20 protein-coding genes are annotated in these 17,628 nt (G+C 33.8%); 12 read left to right on the top strand and 8 right to left on the bottom strand.

Annotation, left to right across the window (positions count from 1 at the left end):
* Positions 1 to 184 precede the first annotated feature (184 nt).
* The 5 genes from pepT to AC3WRL_RS08000 all read left to right on the top strand — a co-directional run bounded on the left by pepT (position 185) and on the right by AC3WRL_RS08000 (position 4,744).
* Positions 185 to 1,432, top strand: coding sequence for a peptidase T (gene pepT / locus AC3WRL_RS08020; RefSeq protein ID WP_492330067.1), 1,248 nt, complete (start codon positions 185 to 187; stop codon positions 1,430 to 1,432).
* Positions 1,433 to 1,844: 412 nt separating this feature from the next.
* On the top strand, positions 1,845 to 2,084 hold the full coding sequence (locus AC3WRL_RS08015; protein ID WP_214830184.1) for a hypothetical protein: 240 nt from the start codon (positions 1,845 to 1,847) through the stop codon (positions 2,082 to 2,084).
* A 198-nt stretch (positions 2,085 to 2,282) separates the two neighbouring features.
* A complete protein-coding gene (locus AC3WRL_RS08010) occupies positions 2,283 to 2,879 on the top strand; it encodes a porin family protein (RefSeq protein ID WP_214830182.1) in 597 nt (198 codons plus the stop codon).
* Between the two features lie 127 nt (positions 2,880 to 3,006).
* A complete protein-coding gene (locus AC3WRL_RS08005) occupies positions 3,007 to 4,020 on the top strand; it encodes a sensor histidine kinase (protein ID WP_251040569.1) in 1,014 nt (337 codons plus the stop codon).
* Entirely contained in the window at positions 4,010 to 4,744 is a 735-nt protein-coding gene (locus AC3WRL_RS08000) for a LytR/AlgR family response regulator transcription factor (RefSeq protein ID WP_492330249.1), read from the top strand. The genes AC3WRL_RS08005 and AC3WRL_RS08000 overlap by 11 nt, the downstream gene beginning before the upstream one ends.
* A 2-nt stretch (positions 4,745 to 4,746) precedes the next feature.
* On the opposite strand, the gene AC3WRL_RS07995 is transcribed toward AC3WRL_RS08000, so the two are convergent.
* The 3 genes from AC3WRL_RS07995 to AC3WRL_RS07985 all read right to left on the bottom strand — a co-directional run bounded on the left by AC3WRL_RS07995 (position 4,747) and on the right by AC3WRL_RS07985 (position 7,528).
* A complete protein-coding gene (locus tag AC3WRL_RS07995) occupies positions 4,747 to 5,655 on the bottom strand; it encodes a DUF6268 family outer membrane beta-barrel protein (RefSeq protein ID WP_492330066.1) in 909 nt (302 codons plus the stop codon).
* A 232-nt stretch (positions 5,656 to 5,887) separates the two neighbouring features.
* Positions 5,888 to 6,952 carry a thiamine-phosphate kinase gene (thiL, locus tag AC3WRL_RS07990; RefSeq protein ID WP_214830174.1) on the bottom strand — a complete coding sequence of 355 codons (1,065 nt, stop codon included), beginning with the start codon at positions 6,950 to 6,952 and terminating at the stop codon, positions 5,888 to 5,890.
* Positions 6,953 to 7,033: 81 nt separating this feature from the next.
* On the bottom strand, positions 7,034 to 7,528 hold the full coding sequence (locus tag AC3WRL_RS07985) for an acyl-CoA thioesterase (RefSeq protein ID WP_214830172.1): 495 nt from the start codon (positions 7,526 to 7,528) through the stop codon (positions 7,034 to 7,036).
* A 113-nt stretch (positions 7,529 to 7,641) separates the two neighbouring features.
* Here AC3WRL_RS07985 and AC3WRL_RS07980 point away from each other — a divergent pair, with 113 nt between their 5' ends.
* The 4 genes from AC3WRL_RS07980 (at position 7,642) to AC3WRL_RS07965 (ending at position 11,003) form a co-directional block, all read left to right on the top strand.
* Positions 7,642 to 8,844 (top strand): BaiN/RdsA family NAD(P)/FAD-dependent oxidoreductase, encoded by a 1,203-nt coding sequence (locus tag AC3WRL_RS07980; RefSeq protein WP_214830171.1) that lies wholly within the window; start codon positions 7,642 to 7,644, stop codon positions 8,842 to 8,844.
* 182 nt (positions 8,845 to 9,026) lie between these two features.
* A complete protein-coding gene (locus AC3WRL_RS07975) occupies positions 9,027 to 9,665 on the top strand; it encodes a DUF2306 domain-containing protein (protein ID WP_492330065.1) in 639 nt (212 codons plus the stop codon).
* A complete protein-coding gene (locus AC3WRL_RS07970; RefSeq protein WP_214830167.1) occupies positions 9,662 to 10,582 on the top strand; it encodes a YARHG domain-containing protein in 921 nt (306 codons plus the stop codon). The genes AC3WRL_RS07975 and AC3WRL_RS07970 overlap by 4 nt, the downstream gene beginning before the upstream one ends.
* 1 nt (position 10,583) lies before the next feature.
* On the top strand, positions 10,584 to 11,003 hold the full coding sequence (locus AC3WRL_RS07965) for a hypothetical protein (RefSeq protein ID WP_492330064.1): 420 nt from the start codon (positions 10,584 to 10,586) through the stop codon (positions 11,001 to 11,003).
* Here AC3WRL_RS07965 and AC3WRL_RS07960 read toward each other — a convergent pair.
* The 3 genes from AC3WRL_RS07960 to AC3WRL_RS07950 all read right to left on the bottom strand — a co-directional run bounded on the left by AC3WRL_RS07960 (position 10,990) and on the right by AC3WRL_RS07950 (position 12,633).
* Positions 10,990 to 11,388, bottom strand: coding sequence for a ribosomal maturation YjgA family protein (locus tag AC3WRL_RS07960; protein ID WP_261510615.1), 399 nt, complete (start codon positions 11,386 to 11,388; stop codon positions 10,990 to 10,992). The genes AC3WRL_RS07965 and AC3WRL_RS07960 overlap by 14 nt on opposite strands.
* 86 nt (positions 11,389 to 11,474) lie before the next feature.
* Entirely contained in the window at positions 11,475 to 12,134 is a 660-nt protein-coding gene (locus tag AC3WRL_RS07955) for a thioredoxin family protein (protein ID WP_261510613.1), read from the bottom strand.
* 10 nt (positions 12,135 to 12,144) lie between these two features.
* Entirely contained in the window at positions 12,145 to 12,633 is a 489-nt protein-coding gene (locus AC3WRL_RS07950; RefSeq protein ID WP_214830159.1) for a TlpA disulfide reductase family protein, read from the bottom strand.
* Between the two features lie 150 nt (positions 12,634 to 12,783).
* Between AC3WRL_RS07950 and AC3WRL_RS07945 the strand changes: the two genes are divergently transcribed.
* Both AC3WRL_RS07945 and AC3WRL_RS07940 read left to right on the top strand, forming a co-directional pair.
* Positions 12,784 to 12,948, top strand: a complete 165-nt coding sequence (locus AC3WRL_RS07945; protein WP_214830157.1) for a class IIb bacteriocin, lactobin A/cerein 7B family — start codon at positions 12,784 to 12,786, stop codon at positions 12,946 to 12,948.
* A gap of 166 nt (positions 12,949 to 13,114) precedes the next feature.
* Positions 13,115 to 13,273 (top strand): bacteriocin, encoded by a 159-nt coding sequence (locus AC3WRL_RS07940; RefSeq protein WP_214830155.1) that lies wholly within the window; start codon positions 13,115 to 13,117, stop codon positions 13,271 to 13,273.
* Between the two features lie 49 nt (positions 13,274 to 13,322).
* Here AC3WRL_RS07940 and mutS read toward each other — a convergent pair whose 3' ends face one another.
* Complete coding sequence (gene mutS, locus AC3WRL_RS07935; RefSeq protein ID WP_214830153.1) at positions 13,323 to 15,908, bottom strand: DNA mismatch repair protein MutS; 2,586 nt, start codon at positions 15,906 to 15,908, stop codon at positions 13,323 to 13,325.
* A gap of 125 nt (positions 15,909 to 16,033) precedes the next feature.
* Between mutS and AC3WRL_RS07930 the strand changes: the two genes are divergently transcribed.
* A complete protein-coding gene (locus AC3WRL_RS07930; RefSeq protein WP_492330063.1) occupies positions 16,034 to 16,588 on the top strand; it encodes a GNAT family N-acetyltransferase in 555 nt (184 codons plus the stop codon).
* A 2-nt stretch (positions 16,589 to 16,590) separates the two neighbouring features.
* Here AC3WRL_RS07930 and AC3WRL_RS07925 read toward each other — a convergent pair whose 3' ends face one another.
* Entirely contained in the window at positions 16,591 to 17,469 is an 879-nt protein-coding gene (locus AC3WRL_RS07925; protein WP_214830147.1) for a cupin-like domain-containing protein, read from the bottom strand.
* Positions 17,470 to 17,628: the final 159 nt, after the last annotated feature.

Genomic DNA, 17,628 nt, shown 5'->3' with positions numbered 1-17,628 from the left:
TCACTTTAGATTTTCTCAAATATAATAAAACTAAACAAGTTTATCTACGATAGATACAAAGCTAACATAATTTTGATTTTCAATTATTTATATCTGATTCATAATTTCAATAATTGATATTCAATTGCAAATAAGGTGTTGTGAGCATCAAATTTGCTAACTTTGTTAAAATTTATATTATCTAATGAGTACTATAGAATTCAGCCAATTATGGAGAGAGAAGTTATTGAATCGTTTTCTTAACTATGTAAAAATATATTCAACCAGCGATGCAGAAAGTGAAGCTACACCTTCAACTCCCCAGCAGTGGGACATTGCAAAATATATCGTTGAAGAATTAAAAACAATAGGTTTGGAGAATGTTTCTATTGATGATAATGGATACATTATGGGTTATGTTCCTTCCAATCTTGAAAATGATAATACTCCTACTATTGGATTTATCTCGCATTATGATACTTCACCGGACTTTAATGGAGAAAATGTAAAGCCTCAGGTCTGGGAAAATTATGACGGTGGAGATCTGCTTCTTAATCAGACAACAGGATTTACTTTATCCTCTTCAAAATTTGAAAGTTTAAAAAAATATATTGGTCAGACTTTGATCACTACAGATGGGAATACCCTTCTTGGAGCTGATGATAAAGCTGGCTGTGCAGAAATTGTAACTGCTGCGGAATATCTGATTGCTCATCCGGAAATCAAACACGGAAGAATTGCTATTGGCTTCACTCCTGATGAAGAAATCGGAAGAGGAGCTCATAAATTTGATGTTGCAAAGTTCGGTGCTGAGTGGGCTTACACGATGGATGGTGGAGAAGTTGGAGAATTGGAATATGAAAACTTTAACGCTGCCGGAGCTGTGGTAAAAATACACGGATTAAGTGTTCACCCTGGTTATGCATATGGAAAAATGGTGAACGCAAGTCTTCTGGCTGCTGAGTTTGCACAATCTCTTCCAGCAAATGAAACACCTTCTACAACAAAAGGATTTGATGGGTTTTATCATTTAATGGATATTACTGCAGATATCTCTGAGGCAAAACTTCAGTATATCATCCGGGATCATAATGAAGAAAAATTTGAAGCCAGAAAGAAATTCATGGAACAGAAAGTGGCTGAATTTAATCAGAAACATGGTGAGGGAACTGCTGAAGTAGAAATTAAAGAACAGTACCGTAACATGAAGCAGCAGTTCGATGGTAAAATGCATATTATTGACCAGGCTGCTGAAGCAATGAAAGAAGCGAATATCGAACCTAAGATTAAAGCGATCAGAGGAGGAACAGATGGTGCGCAATTGTCTTATATGGGTCTTCCATGTCCTAATATTTTTGCTGGAGGTATCAATTTCCACGGACCTTACGAATACGTTGCATTAGAAAGTATGGAAAAAGCTACTGAAGTGATTATTAATATTGTTAAAAAATAATCAGTAATATACTATAGATACAAAAGCCTCTGTTTATACAGGGGTTTTTGTATTGGTGGAACATTACCAATACCTCCTACAACTATAACAATCTAACAGATAACCTATTACAAGTATAATACTTCTGAGTTTTTACTTCTCTACAATGTGAGTAATAAAAAATAAACTGTATCTTAGTTGGAGCTAAACCTTCAACTATGAAAAACAATTTTAACTATTACATAAAAAACGAGAAACCATAGCAATTGCTGTGGCTTTTTTCTTTAGGTTTATTAAAGGCATTTGTATTCTACTAAGTAATCTAGTATCAGATCAATTACAAGTTAAAATCGATTCTCATAAAGCACAACCCATTCTAATTCAATCGTTTTCTTTATATTTATTAAACAAAACCATTAAAAATCAAATTATCATGAAAAAACTTTTAAGAAAAGATCTGTCAACAATTCTGGGAAGTGGAATCAATGGCTGTCATAGTAATGGCGACTCTGCTTATTGCTGGACCGACTGTGAGTGTACTTACGGAAAAGCATGTGAAATGCCTGATGACGGAAACCCAGGAAGTTGTGTAAGTGTTGGAAGTCCAGGAGGAGGAGGTAACCCTGGTGGCGGATGCCCTCCAGGAATGATTTGTGAAGAAGAACCTTTTTAATGATAACCAATCGGAAATATTTTTCCGATTTTTTATTTTCCTTATACCGACTGTGTTAAGTGCACTTTCTTTAGTGTTGGTTTCACTCTTTAAATATAAATTCCTTTTTATCCTAACATCTCCACCGTTCATCAAATAAAATTTCATCTCATCTCTGACATCCGTTGTTTTGCATCAGATTTAATAACATTTATTTTTATGAAACAACGTTTTTTAGCAGTAAGCTCATTATTACTTTGCATTACTTGCTCCGTGGAAACCAACGCACAGCAAACTCCAGCTATACACATCGGAGTCAAAGCGGGAACCAACTTTACAAAAACATCCACAGAATCTTCGGACCTTACGGGAAAATATGGATTAGGATATCAGGCTGGGATTATGACAAGAGTAGATTTCAACCGTTTATATTTACAGGGGGAAGCAGTATTCAATAAGAGAAAAACATCCTATGACCTGAAAGAAGGAAGCTCACCTAAATTGAAATGGAATTCAATTGATGTTCCTATCGTAGTTGGTTATAAAATTGTAAATTCTAAAGATTTTAATGTTAGAGCATTTGCCGGTGGGGTCTACAGTTATGCATTTAATGAGAATATCTCTACATCAAAAGCTCTGCATGAAGGATTAAAAAAATTCGATAAATTCAATGTTGGAATTACAGGAGGAATTGGTGTCGATTATAAAAACTTTACCGTGGATCTGAGATATGAAACAGGGCTGACAAGCATCAGTAAGGAGTTCAAATCAAAGCCACATAGTTTCTCTCTGGGCATTGGATATTTCCTGTTCTAAAAACTTAAATTACCTTTACACATTAGAAACTGCAGTCTTGCGGTTTCTAATTTTTTATAAATCCACCTTTTTAACTATGACAACTCCCCTAGTTTTAAAAAAACATGTATTAATAACTATTTTTTGGATGGTTTTCGGCATAGCTATCTGGATACAGATCCAAGCTGATGTCGGCATGTATAATGCTTTTCTTCAGACTTCTATCATTCTGATAAGCTCTTATATTTTTGCTCATTTTTTAACGAACAAACGTCTTCCCAAAGCATTAATATCTAAGAATATGAATCAGTTTTTAATAGAGGCGCTCATTGTCATTCTATTATTGAGCTTTATATTTTCACTTGTCTTTACCTACATTAATATTAATGCCATTACTCCTATTCCACCAGGGGTTTTATCACATCTTTCCGTATTATGGAAGGGTTTTTATCTGTCGATTCCGGCATCGCTTTTAATTAATGGGACTGCTTGTGGTATCAGATTTTATCTGGAACATGGGAAAATAGAACGTGACCACATTCTGTTGCAACAGGCACATTTAGAAAACCAGCTTAAACTGTTGCAGGATCAGATTAACCCACATTTGGTATTTAATATCCTTAATCACATTCATATTTTAATGAAAACAAATACAGAGCTGGCTTCTTTTCTTCTGTTTAAGTTTTCTGATATTCTGCGTTATCAATTATATCATTGTAACAAAAATCAAGTCATACTCAATCAGGAGATTCAATACCTTCAGGATTTAGTTGAAGTAGAAAAACTACGCTGGGGAAATGAGCTGGATGTAAAAGCTACTTGGCAACTCAACAATCAGAAAGCCTTTATTGCTCCCCTTCTACTCGTTACTTTTATAGAAAATGCTTTTAAATATGTATGCCGCCTACCAGGACATAAAGGATACATTATTATTTCATGTAAAGAAGAAAATAATACCCTGTTTTTTTATGTTGAAAATTCTTATTCCAATCTCAGTACCTACAAAAAGAAAGATGGTGCTCATGGAATAGGTCTTCAGAATGTACAAAAAAGATTGCGTCTTCAGTATCCGGATTCTCATATCCTAAAGATTGAATCTGATGATAATGTGTACAAAGTTTCTCTAACCTTAAAATTATCTATAGATAATGATGAACAATAACCTTCCTAAAATGAAATGTTTAATAATCGATGATGAACCTTTAGCAAGGTTTTACCTTAAGGATATGGCAGATCAGATTGACTTTTTAGAAGTTGCAGACACCTGTGCCACAGCATTAGAAGCAAATTATAAAGTACAGGATAATCAAATTGATCTGATCTTTCTGGATATTAATATGCCTTATTTAACCGGACTTGAGTTTTTGGAACAATTGGAAAATCCTCCCTTATGTATTCTTACAACGGCTTATTCTGAATATGCTCTAGAAGGTTACAGACTTCAGGTGGTAGATTATCTTTTGAAACCCATTGCTTTCAATCGCTTTTATCAGGCGGTAAATAAAGCCCATCAACAATTTATTCTATCTGAAAAATCAAAAAAGAACCTCCAATTGGATGATCCTTTTTTATATGTCCGTCAATCTGATACCTTCATTAAGGTCTCCTGGGTAGATATCTTATACATAGAGAGCATGCAGAACTATACTAAGCTTCATTTTAAAGATAAATCTCTTGTTATTCATCAAACAATGAAAGCCATTGAAGAATCTCTTTCTCCAGAGCATTTTTTTAGAATTCATAAATCTTTTCTGATTAATATCACCCATATTGAAATGATCTCGGGAGGCAGATTGTACATTAATAAAATTGAGCTCCCTATTTCCAGAACCCGAAAAGAAGAATTACTAAATCAGGTTGTTTATAAGAAGCTCATCAGCAAATAAAATTATGGCAGATTCCAGCGTAACGAAAATGCCATATAAAAGGTACTGGCGAAACGCGGATCTTCCATCTTTTTAGTTTTAAATATACTTTTTATCTTACGATCGTTTTCGTTGAAACTTCTTAATAATGCTGTTCCTCCGGTAAGCCGTAAGCTTAAGTTTTTGCTGATCTGTAACTCAGGTCTTAAACCTGCGGTTATCTGCTGATATCCCAATAAAGTAGATTTTCCGCCTTTATTTCTTTCTACGGTCATCCCATTCATTTCTACCACCCCTTTTAAAGCAAATTTATCTGTGAACTGATAACCCGCTTCCAAACCTTCCGGGAAGTTAATCTTAAACTTGATTTTACTTCCTGTCTTCCAATCGAAATAAATCCACGGCATAATCATAGGTACTCCGAACGCAGTAGTTAATACCGGTCCTGCACCGAGAGCTAGATTTGGACTAAAGTTCTTTATAAATAATATTCCTCCCTGACCCAATACATCATCAAAATTTACATTTTCCAGATCGGTATAAACTCCTGCCGAAGCAGTAATCATCATGCTCCATTTCCCTCCTAATGGTCTCAAATGCTGTAATCCAATTTGTGCATTCAGCATCTGATCCGGAAACAAACTACTTTCGTAGTTCTTGTGGGACATCTTAGCATAGGATCCATTCACCAATAATGACCAGGCTTTCACTTTTCCATCATCTGTTTTCTTCATAGATAATGGAATATTGAAACTTACATCCATTTTCTTAAAATCACTTTTAGAATTTGTTTTCACGCTATCCTCCGGACGGATATAGCTGGAGTGTGGAATATATTCCGTTTTTACTTCTCCGGAAATTCCAGATTGAGCATTAACCCAACAACTCAGGTGAGCAAGACCATAAAAGACCGTCAAAAGACCTTTCTTCATAATTTAAAATTTTCACAAAGAGAGCCCTTTCGTTGCCCTGGGCAAAAATTACTTGATTAAGTGCTTATATCTTAGGATGAGTTGAAATAAATGTGTGATGAGTAAGATTTTCCTTTCCTTTCGATTTATACTAAAGAGATTGCTTCGTCGTTTTGCTCCTCGCAATGACAGTGAACAAAAAACCACCGCAAGGTTGCAGTGGCTTTTACAATATTTAAAAATTAAATCTAATCTATTCTTCTTGCTGGTTGCCTAAAAAAGCATCCCACCCCTGTGCTGTCAGAGAAACTAACTGATTTGATCCTCTTGCTACCATAAAGTTCCCTTCTTCTTTTTCTACAGCATGCCCTATAATGGTAAAGTCGGGATGGTTTTTAATTTTATCAAAATCATTAGGTGAAATTGTGAACAGCAATTCATAATCTTCACCACCACTTAATGCCGTCATTACAGGATTTAAATTCATTTCATCTGCTGTAGAAATTGTGAGGCTATCCATAGGAATCTTCTCTTCGTATAATCTGAATCCAACCTTCGACTGATCAGAAAGGTGCAAAATTTCAGAAGCCAATCCATCAGATATATCGATCATAGAAGTAGGTTTGATATCCAGTTCTTTCAAGATCGATTTTACATCTGTTCTTGCTTCTGGCTTTAATTGTCTTTCTAAAATGTAGTCAAAGCCTTCCATTTCAGGTTGCATATTTGGATCTGCTAAGAAAACAGCATGCTCTCTTTCCAAAATTTGAAGCCCCATATAAGCGCCTCCTAAATCTCCACTTACAACAAGTAGATCATTTGCTTTTGCTGTACTTCTTTTTATCAGGTTTTCTTCATCTTCTATTCCAACAGCTGTAATGCTCATTACTAATCCTGCATTTGAGCTTGTGGTATCTCCACCTATTAAATCCACTTTATAACGTGAGCAAGCTGCTTGGATTCCGGAGTAAAGTTCTTCCAGAGCTTCAACCGGAAAACGGTTTGAAACTGCCAGGGAAACTAATATTTGAGTTGGTGTAGCGTTCATCGCAGCAATATCACTAAGATTAACAACAACTGCCTTATATCCCAAATGTTTTAATGGAACATATCCCAAATTAAAGTGAACTCCCTCAGCTAAAACATCTGTAGTAAGTACTACTTTTTTGTTACCCGGATTAATAACTGCTGCATCATCCCCTACTCCAAGCTCCGAAGATTCATTGGACAGAGGAAAATGTTCCGTAAGGTGTTTAATCAGTCCAAATTCTCCTAATTTAGAGATCGGTGTCAGTTCCTGAGATTTATCTTCAAACATATCTTTATTTATAAGTGATGACGGATAATTGATAAATGATGTTCGATACTATTCTACCTATTATCATTTACAAATTATCTTTTATTTGTTAAACTCTGTTGGGTCAATATTTTCCGCATGAAAAGGGAATTTCTTAAAATCCTCTCTTGTTAAAATTTGCGTATCGGCAGTTTTGTATTTATTCATTGCTTCTACAATGTCATCCGGCGGCGTGGTCATTTTTCTTAACATCATATCAATCCATACTCCTGTAGCCTCCGATGTTGCACAATGCACCCCGTCCGGCGTGTAGAATTTATGAAGAAAACGGTAGATAGAAGAATCTTCTGAGCACCCATCTATTTCCAAACTTACAATTACGGTCTGATCGGCATAGATCTCTTTAAAGAAAGAATATCTTTCATGCAGCATAACAGGTCCGATTCCCCATCTGCTTAATTGGGTAACTCCCATTTTTTCTTTTGTCATAAAAGCCATTCGGGTTTGTGCACAATACTGCACATAAGATGAATTTGCTAAATGTTTGTTGGCATCAAGATCGCTCCAACGCACTTCGAAGGTATGGTAGAATGTCATTTGAAAATCGTATTTAGAATGATAAAATTATAATCATCAAAAATACTCAAATAAGATGGTTTATAAAAATTGTACTTTTGGAAAAATAATCTTCAGCATAGGATTACATATACATGAAAAAAATTATCATTATTGGTGGTGGTGCAGCAGGCTTTTTTTGTGCATCAAACCTCGACGAAACAAAATATAAAGTTATTATTCTTGAACAGAATTCAGATGTCCTTCAGAAAGTAAAAATATCCGGAGGAGGTCGTTGTAATGTAAGTCATGCCTGTTTTGATCCAAGAGAACTGGTTCAGTTCTACCCTCGTGGAAATAAAGAACTTCTAAGCGTTTTTACCAAATTTCAACCGGGCGACACAATGGAATGGTTCGATCAACGAAATATTTCGTTGAAAATAGAAAATGACAACAGGATCTTTCCAGAGAGTAATTCTTCACAAACGATTATTAACACCTTCCTTAATGAAATTCAAAAAAAGAACATTGAGGTAAAAACAAAATGCGTTGTAAAGGAAATTCTAAAGGAAGAAGAAAAATATATTGTTAAAACCAATTCGGAAGACTTTGAAGCAGATTATATTATTTATACCACCGGAAGTTCTCCAAAGTCATTGAAAATTATTGAGAATTTAGGACATAAAATCATCAGTCTTGTTCCTTCGCTTTTTACATTCAATATTAAGAATGATTTACTAAAAGATCTCGCAGGAACAAGCTTTGAAAATGCAGAAATTTCTATTCCAAAATTGAAAACGGAAGAAAGCGGCCCATTATTGATCACACATTGGGGCCTTTCGGGTCCCGCAATTCTGAAAATTTCTGCTTGGGAAGCTATAGATTTAGCTTTGGTTAAATATAATTTTGAAATTGAAGCCAACTTTATTTCAAAAACAATGGATGAAGCTGAAGCATTATTTCAAAACTTCAGACAAAGTAATCCTAAAAAAACAATTGGTCAATCCAAGATCTTTGATATTACGAATAGATTCTGGCAGAAAGTTCTGGAAGTTTCCAAAGTTGACCTCAACAAACAGGTTGCTAATATTTCGGGAAAGGAAATGCTGATTATTTTAGAAAATCTTTGCAAAAAGAAATTGCAGGTAACTGGAAAATCAACCTTTAAAGATGAATTTGTAACCGCAGGAGGTGTAGATTTAAAAGAGATTAATTTTAAAAATATGTCTTCAAAAATCATCCCCAATTTTTATATTGCGGGTGAAGTTTTAAATATTGATGCGGTAACAGGTGGTTTCAATTTTCAGGCTTGTTGGAGTGAGGCTTGGCTTATCGCACAGGATTTGAATATAAAATAAATAAAGTATATAATGAAAAAATAGCTTTGGGCAATAACAAGTCAATGAATAAAGAAGTGGAACGTGTCATAAAAGCAATGGCAAAAACTAAATGAAACCCGGCTGAACTCAACGGCAAACCTGTAAAATATAGATTTAAATTACCTATCACAATGCAATTTGAATAATAATAAATTCTTAAAATGCTTTTAGTCAAGAAAAAATATCTTCCCGTTTTAAAAATCCTTTTAATTCTAGGGTTCGGATATTTCTTTTGGCTTATGTTACAAATCACATTGGAATATATTCCTTTAAAAGCAGATGTGAGTTTTTTAATGATCAAACAAACAGAAGTAGAGCACAGACCTGAATATCTTCCATTTTTTTACACCCATGTTTACACCAGTATCTTTGTATTACTATCTGGCTTTTTAGCTATTCTCAGAAGGGATTTCGGTTTAAAAAACTTCCATAGAAATGCTGGCAAAGTGTATATTTTACTTCTGTTAATCTTCTCTGCTCCTGCCGGAATTTATATGGCGACATTCGCCAATGGGGGTTTTCCATCTAAAATTTCTTTCATCATACTTGGCAGCTTATGGTGGTTTACTACTTTCAAAGCTTATCAATTTGCAAAACAGAAAAAATTCACTCTTCATAAACAATGGATGTGGCGAAGTTTTGCGTTAACATTATCTGCTATAACTTTACGAATGTGGAAAGTTATTATTGTATACTTATTTCACCCCAATCCGATGGATGTTTATCAAATTATTGCATGGTTGGGTTGGATTCCCAATATCTTATTAATTGAATTCTTAATCACAAAAAAAATACTATGAAAATTTTAAATTATGCTTTGATCCCTTTACTGACAGTCTCTTTACTAAGCTGTAAAAAGGATGCGAAAAACACCAGCTCTTCTTCAGATTCTCTCACCGCAAAAAAAGACTCTGTAATCATTCCTGAAATTCATAAAGAATACTACGGAATTTATACTGGTGATTTTGCCGGAATGGAAAAAATGCTGGATGAGAGTGATGGTTCAGAATATGATGGAAGTATCTTAAAAAGAATTTCCTTAAAAATAAATAAAATAACAAAAGACAGTGTGTATGGACAAAGTATTGTAAATGGTAACCAACGTCCGTTCAGAGGTATTTTTAATGAAGCGACAAAATCTTTTGTTTTAGACGAACCTGGAAGTGATAAAACTGATGGAAGATTTGAGGTAAAATTAAATAATGACTCTCTATCTGGAAAATGGACAGCCTTTAATAAAACCGCTGTAAAAGCATCTTCTAAAACATTGAGATTAGCAAAAAAGGATTTTGTATATAACCCAAATTTCATGTTGGATGAAGATTCTGATCTTGTAGACTGGACTAATCCCAAAAGTTTTGTCGAAAAATATAAGGATGAAGAAACAGGAAAAACAGAAAGCTATACCACCTCAAAAAACAGAGTGGCTACGGAAGCTATCTTTAAAATTAATGCATCTAAGCAAAAACTAACTGAAAAAGACATTAAAAACTTAAGAAAGCTGGATATGGAAATCATTAAGAATTCAGTTTTTGCAAGACATGGATATTCTTTTAAAAAAGAAACATACAGAAACTTTTTTGAACATACGGACTGGTATATTCCTGTATCTGGCAATGTAGACAATGATCTTTCACCAATGGAAAAAGAAAACGTTGCATTATTGAATCGTTTTATCAAATATGCTGAAGACAAATATGACAGTTTTGGAAGGTAATATGAAAAAGTACCTAACCTTTATTATACTCGCTTTCTGCGTTGTTTTCATTTCTGCACAAAAAGATTCTATTTCCAATAACAACATAACAAAATCCGTTTCACCTGCTGGGTCTGCAACTGATAAGAGCCCTGAGTTTCCAGGTGGCCATCAGGCATTTGTGAAGGAAATTTTAAGCACTTTTCGTACTTCACTGCTATCAAGTCTTAACATTACTAAAGCAAGAGCTGTGGCTTCATTCGTCATAGAAACAGATGGCAGTATGACCGATATAAAAATAGAATCCTATGAAAATGACATTATTAAAAGAGAGTTCTTAAAATCCCTCAATAGTGTTAATACAAAATGGATTCCTGGGGTAAACAATGGGATCAAGACGAGAATGAAAATGAGGCAGCCCCTTATATTTAGCCTTGAGTAGTCAGTAGCAGTTTATAATTTTTATATTTTACAATGATATAAAGAATTAAACATCCGACTGCATAACATGCAATATCAATCCAGGAAAATGAATTTCCAATGACAATATACATAAGGCTTCCTTTTCGGAAGCCTATTTTTTCTGCAATATTGAAATATTGAGCTAGTTCTATAACACAAGAAAAGATAAAAATCCCTACAATAAGTTTTTGATCATCAATTATAGTGAAAGTTTTGATAAAAGTATACAGAAGAATCACGACAATAACATCCCCCAAATAAGCTCTTATAAAGAAAATATCTTTTAATACGGTCGCAATTAAAACTTCTGTCAGAAACAACAGAATTGTTAGAAAGAGATATTTCAGATTAAATTTTATCTTCATTATAATCTTTATATTTTAATATGGTATAATCAATATTACAAAGCGGGCTAAAGCCCGCTTTGTAAGTAAACGTATATAATCGATGATTATTTCTTTACTTTCACTGTGCATCCTATAGCTACAGTTTTTGTCATTTTTATAGGCTCTCCTTTTATCAAAGAATTTACCGCATCCTGAGCGTAATATTCTGAAACGTCATTCGGGTTGTCATAATTATTATCTATAGCTCCGATATATTTGACAATATTTTTACCATTATTCTTTTGCAGAACAAACACATGCGGTGTTTTAGTGGCTCCATACTGAGGATAAATTTTCTGTCCCTCATCTACCAAATAGGGAAAAGTAAATCCTTTTTGCTTAGCTCTTTCAATCATTTGCTTGTATCCATCTTCAGGTTGAACGTTCGGATCATTTGGGTTAATAGCAATCACAGGATAGCCCTGATCTTTATATTTTTTGTCGAGTTCTATAATCCGGTCTTCATATTTTTTAGCATAAGGACAATGATTACAAGTAAAAATGACAATAAAGCCTTTTGCGTTCTTATAGTCACTTAGGGAAACCATTTTCCCATCAATGTTTTTTAATTTAAAATCTGTTGCCTCATCACCCACCTCATATCCTTTATTAGATAGAGAAATAGGATGTTTCTCTGTTCCTTTTTTATCGTTATCTCTTGTTGTAAAACTCAACATTCCAAAACCAATAATGAAAGTTAGTATGATAATCTTTAAATTTTTCATAGTATTTTGTTTAAAGTAAATTTTTGTTAATCGTATTCTCCAGCTCATCTTTACTCATTTCGCCGTCATTAAAAAATATTTTCTCGCCGTTTTTATAAAATAAAGTGACCGGAATATTACCATCCCAATCTTTTTCAAACCTTGGTATCCATGTATTCATCCTTTTGATATCATCCAACAAAATGACTTCCGTTGTTAGGTTTTTATTTTTTATAAATTTAATCACCTTTTCTTTATCTACCGCCCTATCCAAAGAAACCAAGATCATTTTAAATTTTGGATTATCTTTATGCTTATTGTTTACCTCCATGAAATAAGGAAGTTCCTTTATGCAAGGGGCACAGGTTGTTGACCAAAAATTGACAACAAGCAATTTATCTTTCTCCTGCTGAATACGCTTTTCCAGCTCTTCATATTTTATAGAGGAAACATTAATTTGCTGCGCCTTTGAAATGGTAAAACATAAGAACAGAAATAAAATACTTATTGAATTCTTCATATTCAAAATTAATGAAAATTTTCATTTGTCAATGATTTCCAGCACATTAATATACCTAATTTCAGGTATTTTCATAAATTCTGTTCACATATAATTGATATATCAGAATTAAAAATGTAATTTAGTTTAACCAAATTAAAAGTTTTTATTATGAAAAAATCAAGCATTCAAATCAAGAAATTGACTAAAAAAGAATTGAAGGAAATTAATGGTGGTTTTGGACCGGCTTGCCCAAGAGTAATCAGTTGTTTTGATCGCCATACCGGTGAAGAACTGAGTGGCGTTTATGGTATACAAGACGGATACTGCTGCTAATTAAAAGAAATATCTTGCTAAAAACAAGCAAATATATTCTTCTAAACTAGAAAAGACACCAATATTTTGGTGTCTTTTTTTATATTAAAGAAGAGTTTTACTCACTGTTTTTGGATTTATTAAATAAATAATATACCTTAGTTTAACTAAATTAAATATTATTACTATGAAAAAATCAGACTTATTAAAACGAAAATTATCTAAAAAAGAACTAAAAGAAATTAATGGTGGTAATAGTAATGGCTGTGATATGGAATGCCTTTGCATTAACCCGGGGGGCGATCCCTATATTGGAGTTTGTGACATAAAAGGAGCGTGCTGTTAATAACTCAAAATAAAAAAAGAAAGCTAAAGCTTTCTTTTTTTATTTTGAGTTAACCTCCAATCATTTTCTTTATTGAATTTAGTTTCATTAAAGCTTCAATAGGTGTCAAAGTATTGATATCAATCTTTGTAAGCTCCTCTCGGATATTTTCCAAAACAGGATCATCTAACTGGAAGAATGACAGTTGCATATTTTCATCTGTTACTCTTTTTATGCTTTCTGATGAAGTTCCCTGGGTACGACTCGCTTCCAATGTTTTTAGAATTTCATTAGCCCTGTTCACTACTTTTGCGGGCATTCCAGCAAGTTTTGCTACATGGATACCAAAACTATGCTCACTTCCCCCGGGAATAAGTTTTCTCAGGAAAATAATGTTCCCTTTGTTTTCCTGAATCGAAACATGGAAATTTTTCACCCTTTCAAAATTAACCGTCATTTCATTCAATTCATGGTAATGAGTAGCAAATAAGGTTTTAGCCTGGCTTGGATGTTGATGAAGATACTCCGCGATAGCCCATGCTATAGAAACTCCATCATAAGTAGAAGTACCACGTCCGATTTCATCCAGTAAGATTAAACTCCTTTCTGAAATATTATTTAGAATATTGGCAGCTTCATTCATTTCAACCATAAAAGTAGATTCTCCAGCAGAAATATTATCTGTTGCCCCTACCCTTGTAAAGATCTTATCTAACACTCCTATTTCAGCATGTTTTGCCGGCACAAAACTTCCGATCTGAGCCAGAAGACAAACAATTGCTGTCTGACGAAGGATCGCAGATTTACCGGCCATGTTCGGTCCGGTTACCATAATGATCTGTTGAGAATCTTTATCCAGAAATATATCATTCGGAATATATTTCTCTCCTAATGGGAGCGCATTTTCTATAATGGGATGCCTGGCTTCTTTTAGATCGACAACATAACTTTCATTCAATATCGGTCTTGTATAACTTTCAGACACGGCTAGTTCTGATAACCCAGCAGCAACGTCGATCTGAGCAATAATATTTGAATTTTCCTGTATCTGATCAATATACACCATTGTTTCAGAGCATACATTTCTATATAACTCATTTTCCAAAACACTGATCTTCTCTTCAGCTCCAAGAATCTGACTTTCATATTCTTTTAATTCTTCTGTGATATATCTTTCAGCGTTCACTAAGGTTTGCTTTCTTAGCCAATCTCCCGGAACTTTATCTTTATGGGTATTCCGAACTTCAATAAAATACCCGAATACATTATTAAAATCAATTTTAAGACTTGTAATTCCTGTTCTTTCAATTTCTCTCTGACACATCTCATCCAAAAAGCCACGACCTTTGCTTTGTAGATTTCGTAACCTGTCCAATTCTTCAGAAATACCATCTTTTATCACTTTTCCTTTCGAAATATTGACAGGAAGTTCTTCATTCAACCTATTTTGCAAAAACTTAATCAACTCATCCAGGTCATATAATGGTTCTATCCATGCCAGCACATCTGCAAATGGATGAAGTAACTCTTTGATGGTATGAATATTAACTAAGCTCTGACGAAGATATCCCAGTTCTTTCGGTGAGATCTTTTCAGCTGCCAGTTTCCCCATTAATCGGTCTAAGTCAGAAATAGACTTTAGTAACTGTGAAATTTCATACTTTAAACCATCATTTTCGTTTAAAAAATCAATTAATGACAATCTTCTTTGGATCTCACTAACGGATTTTAGGGGGAGAATAATTCTGCGTCTCAAGAGTCTCCCTCCCATTGGAGTTGATGTCTTATCTATAATATCTAATAGCGATTTTCCCTGCGGATTACTTGGATACACAATCTCCAGATTTCTTAATGTAAAATTATCCATCATCAGAAAATCATCCTGAGGGATCACTTTAATTTTTGTAAGGTGAGCCAGTAGATTATGATGTGTATCTTCAACCAGATAAGCAAAAATAGCTCCTGCCGCCGTAATTGCTAAAGGAAGGTTTTCTATACCAAACCCTTTTAAAGAATTTGTTTTAAAATGATTCGTTAATTTCTCATACGCAAAATTGTATTGAAAAGCCCAGTCTTCCAGCTTAAAAGCACTTTTATTCTTAAACTGATCAGGAAGCTGAACACTTCTCTGATAAATAATCTCACTGGGATCAAACGTCCCGACAATATGTAAAAGCTTTTCCAGATTTCCTTCGCTTACTAAAAACTCTCCTGTGGAGATATCAACCAAAGCAATTCCAAATTTTTCTTTTTCTTTATGAAGGGAAAGCAGAAAGTTATTTTTCTTCGAACTTAATACCTGATCATTAAATGTAACACCTGGGGTAACCAGTTCTGTAACCCCTCTTTTTACAATTCCCTTTACCATTTTAGGATCTTCCAACTGATCACAAATAGCAACACGAAGTCCAGCTCTAACCAGCTTTGGAAGATAAGAATCCACAGAATGGTGCGGAAATCCAGCCAATTCTATATGCCCTTCTCCATTTGCTCTCTTTGTCAGAACAATACCCAATACCTGAGAAGCACGGATCGCATCCTGTCCAAAAGTTTCATAAAAATCTCCAACCCGGAATAATAAGAGTGCATCAGGATATTTTGCTTTGATGGTATTATACTGAGTCATTAATGGAGTTTCCTTCTTCGTTTTTGCCATAGTAAAAAATGAACGTCAAATTTAGAAAATAAATTCAGGCTTAGGAAATTGTTTGTGGATTAATGTTTTCAAAAACTACCTTGGTCTAATTAATTTTTTATCGTATTTTTCAATAAAATTGAGTAATGGATTTTCCAATATTAGAAACTGAAAGGTTAATTTTAAGACAACTAACTAATAAGGATGCTAAAGATTTATTTGACTATTTCTCTTTGGATATTGTCATGGAATATTATGATTTAGAAACCTTTACTCAAATTGAAGAGGCCGAAAAACTGATTGACCATTTCAATAGTGAATTTGAAAATAAAAAGGGATTCCGATGGGCTATTGAATTGAAATCCGAAAAAAAAGTAATTGGAACCTGTGGTTACCACAACTGGTTTCGCGAACATTTTAAAGCCGAACTTGGCTATGAGCTCAATCCGAAATTCTGGAGAAAAGCCTATATGAAAGAAGCTGTACAGGCCATTATTCCGTTTGCTTTTACAACAATGAACTTACATCGCATAGAAGCTTTCATTGATCCTGCTAATATTTCGTCTGAAAAACTTTTATTGTCACTCGATTTTAATGAAGAAGGTACAATGCGTGATTTCTTCTTTGAAAAAGGAAAATTTGTAGACGCTACTATTTTTGGACTTATTAATAAGCTGAAAATATCTGCAGGCAGAAAGTAATTTTATTTGTTTCCCTTCAACTGTTTTTCTAACGCTTTTGTGCTTTTTTCATAAGCCCATTTTTGTTTATAATTTACCCACTTTGCTTTAAAGACCTTCCTTAACAGCTTATCAGTATATCTCATAACAAAAACATGGTAAAGCATACTTGCAAAAACCTTTGGTTTATTAGGAAGTGCTCGGAGTGACAATGAAAAACCAGGTTCAAGATATCTGTTAAAATGCCAAAATGCTCCCGGTATGAAAAGAGCATCTCCATGTTCCATAAAAATCTCATATCCTTTAGCATATTGTAAAGCCGGAAATTTCTCATAATCTGGATTTTCATAATCTATATCATAGACTGTATGAACAGATAAAGGAACCTTATAAAGAAAAGCAGACTGCTCCTGATCAAACAATAATATCCTTTTTTTTCCTTCAAAATGAATATGCATGAAATCTCCCAAATCAACATCATAATGCATTAAAACATGAGCCTCGCTTCCTCCAAAAAATAAGGTAGGAAGCCTTTTAAAAAATTTTATGCCAAGATCAGGATAGGTAAAGTTTTTTAAAAGCTCAGGAAGTCTGTCAGTAATAATATAGAAGAAAATACGGAGATCTGAAGGTTTGCTTTTTATAGTATCTATATAATCCTTCATTTTCATATGGGTAACCGGAGCATCTGAACTTTTGGCTGCATTGGCCGGTTTATTATCATATAATGGAACTTCTTGTTCTCCCGCTTTTTCACGAATATAAGCGAGATTCCATTGATCAAAAGCTTCCCACCGGCTTGCGAAATTTTTGATCAGCAGAGGCTTTTTTTTCCTGAAATAATCTTTCTGAAAATCTTCTTTACTAATATCATTTACAACATCTACTTTTTCGAGAATCATTTTGTTGGCTGATTTAATGTGAAATAAAAGTAATGTTTTTTTGAAATTTATAAAAATTTTACTTTTTACATTTTCTTTAAAATCCTAATAGTACTGTTAATAGAAGGATTGTGTAAGAAAATAAATCAATAATGCATAGACTAAGGATAAATCGAAAAA

The organism is Chryseobacterium sp. FW101-FHT12H09, assembly GCF_058790395.1.
This window is presented reverse-complemented; position numbering and strand designations above follow the sequence as displayed.

What these genes read in the sequence shown, in the direction of transcription:
- pepT (WP_492330067.1), top strand. Translation starts at nt 185, where the DNA reads ATGAGTACTATAGAATTCAGCCAATTATGGAGAGAGAAGTTATTGAAT.
- AC3WRL_RS08015 (WP_214830184.1), top strand. Translation starts at nt 1,845, where the DNA reads ATGAAAAAACTTTTAAGAAAAGATCTGTCAACAATTCTGGGAAGTGGA.
- AC3WRL_RS08010 (WP_214830182.1), top strand. Translation starts at nt 2,283, where the DNA reads ATGAAACAACGTTTTTTAGCAGTAAGCTCATTATTACTTTGCATTACT.
- AC3WRL_RS08005 (WP_251040569.1), top strand. Translation starts at nt 3,007, where the DNA reads ATGGTTTTCGGCATAGCTATCTGGATACAGATCCAAGCTGATGTCGGC.
- AC3WRL_RS08000 (WP_492330249.1), top strand. Translation starts at nt 4,010, where the DNA reads ATGAACAATAACCTTCCTAAAATGAAATGTTTAATAATCGATGATGAA.
- AC3WRL_RS07995 (WP_492330066.1), bottom strand. Translation starts at nt 5,655, where the DNA reads ATGAAGAAAGGTCTTTTGACGGTCTTTTATGGTCTTGCTCACCTGAGT.
- thiL (WP_214830174.1), bottom strand. Translation starts at nt 6,952, where the DNA reads ATGTTTGAAGATAAATCTCAGGAACTGACACCGATCTCTAAATTAGGA.
- AC3WRL_RS07985 (WP_214830172.1), bottom strand. Translation starts at nt 7,528, where the DNA reads ATGACATTCTACCATACCTTCGAAGTGCGTTGGAGCGATCTTGATGCC.
- AC3WRL_RS07980 (WP_214830171.1), top strand. Translation starts at nt 7,642, where the DNA reads ATGAAAAAAATTATCATTATTGGTGGTGGTGCAGCAGGCTTTTTTTGT.
- AC3WRL_RS07975 (WP_492330065.1), top strand. Translation starts at nt 9,027, where the DNA reads ATGCTTTTAGTCAAGAAAAAATATCTTCCCGTTTTAAAAATCCTTTTA.
- AC3WRL_RS07970 (WP_214830167.1), top strand. Translation starts at nt 9,662, where the DNA reads ATGAAAATTTTAAATTATGCTTTGATCCCTTTACTGACAGTCTCTTTA.
- AC3WRL_RS07965 (WP_492330064.1), top strand. Translation starts at nt 10,584, where the DNA reads ATGAAAAAGTACCTAACCTTTATTATACTCGCTTTCTGCGTTGTTTTC.
- AC3WRL_RS07960 (WP_261510615.1), bottom strand. Translation starts at nt 11,388, where the DNA reads ATGAAGATAAAATTTAATCTGAAATATCTCTTTCTAACAATTCTGTTG.
- AC3WRL_RS07955 (WP_261510613.1), bottom strand. Translation starts at nt 12,134, where the DNA reads ATGAAAAATTTAAAGATTATCATACTAACTTTCATTATTGGTTTTGGA.
- AC3WRL_RS07950 (WP_214830159.1), bottom strand. Translation starts at nt 12,633, where the DNA reads ATGAAGAATTCAATAAGTATTTTATTTCTGTTCTTATGTTTTACCATT.
- AC3WRL_RS07945 (WP_214830157.1), top strand. Translation starts at nt 12,784, where the DNA reads ATGAAAAAATCAAGCATTCAAATCAAGAAATTGACTAAAAAAGAATTG.
- AC3WRL_RS07940 (WP_214830155.1), top strand. Translation starts at nt 13,115, where the DNA reads ATGAAAAAATCAGACTTATTAAAACGAAAATTATCTAAAAAAGAACTA.
- mutS (WP_214830153.1), bottom strand. Translation starts at nt 15,908, where the DNA reads ATGGCAAAAACGAAGAAGGAAACTCCATTAATGACTCAGTATAATACC.
- AC3WRL_RS07930 (WP_492330063.1), top strand. Translation starts at nt 16,034, where the DNA reads ATGGATTTTCCAATATTAGAAACTGAAAGGTTAATTTTAAGACAACTA.
- AC3WRL_RS07925 (WP_214830147.1), bottom strand. Translation starts at nt 17,469, where the DNA reads ATGATTCTCGAAAAAGTAGATGTTGTAAATGATATTAGTAAAGAAGAT.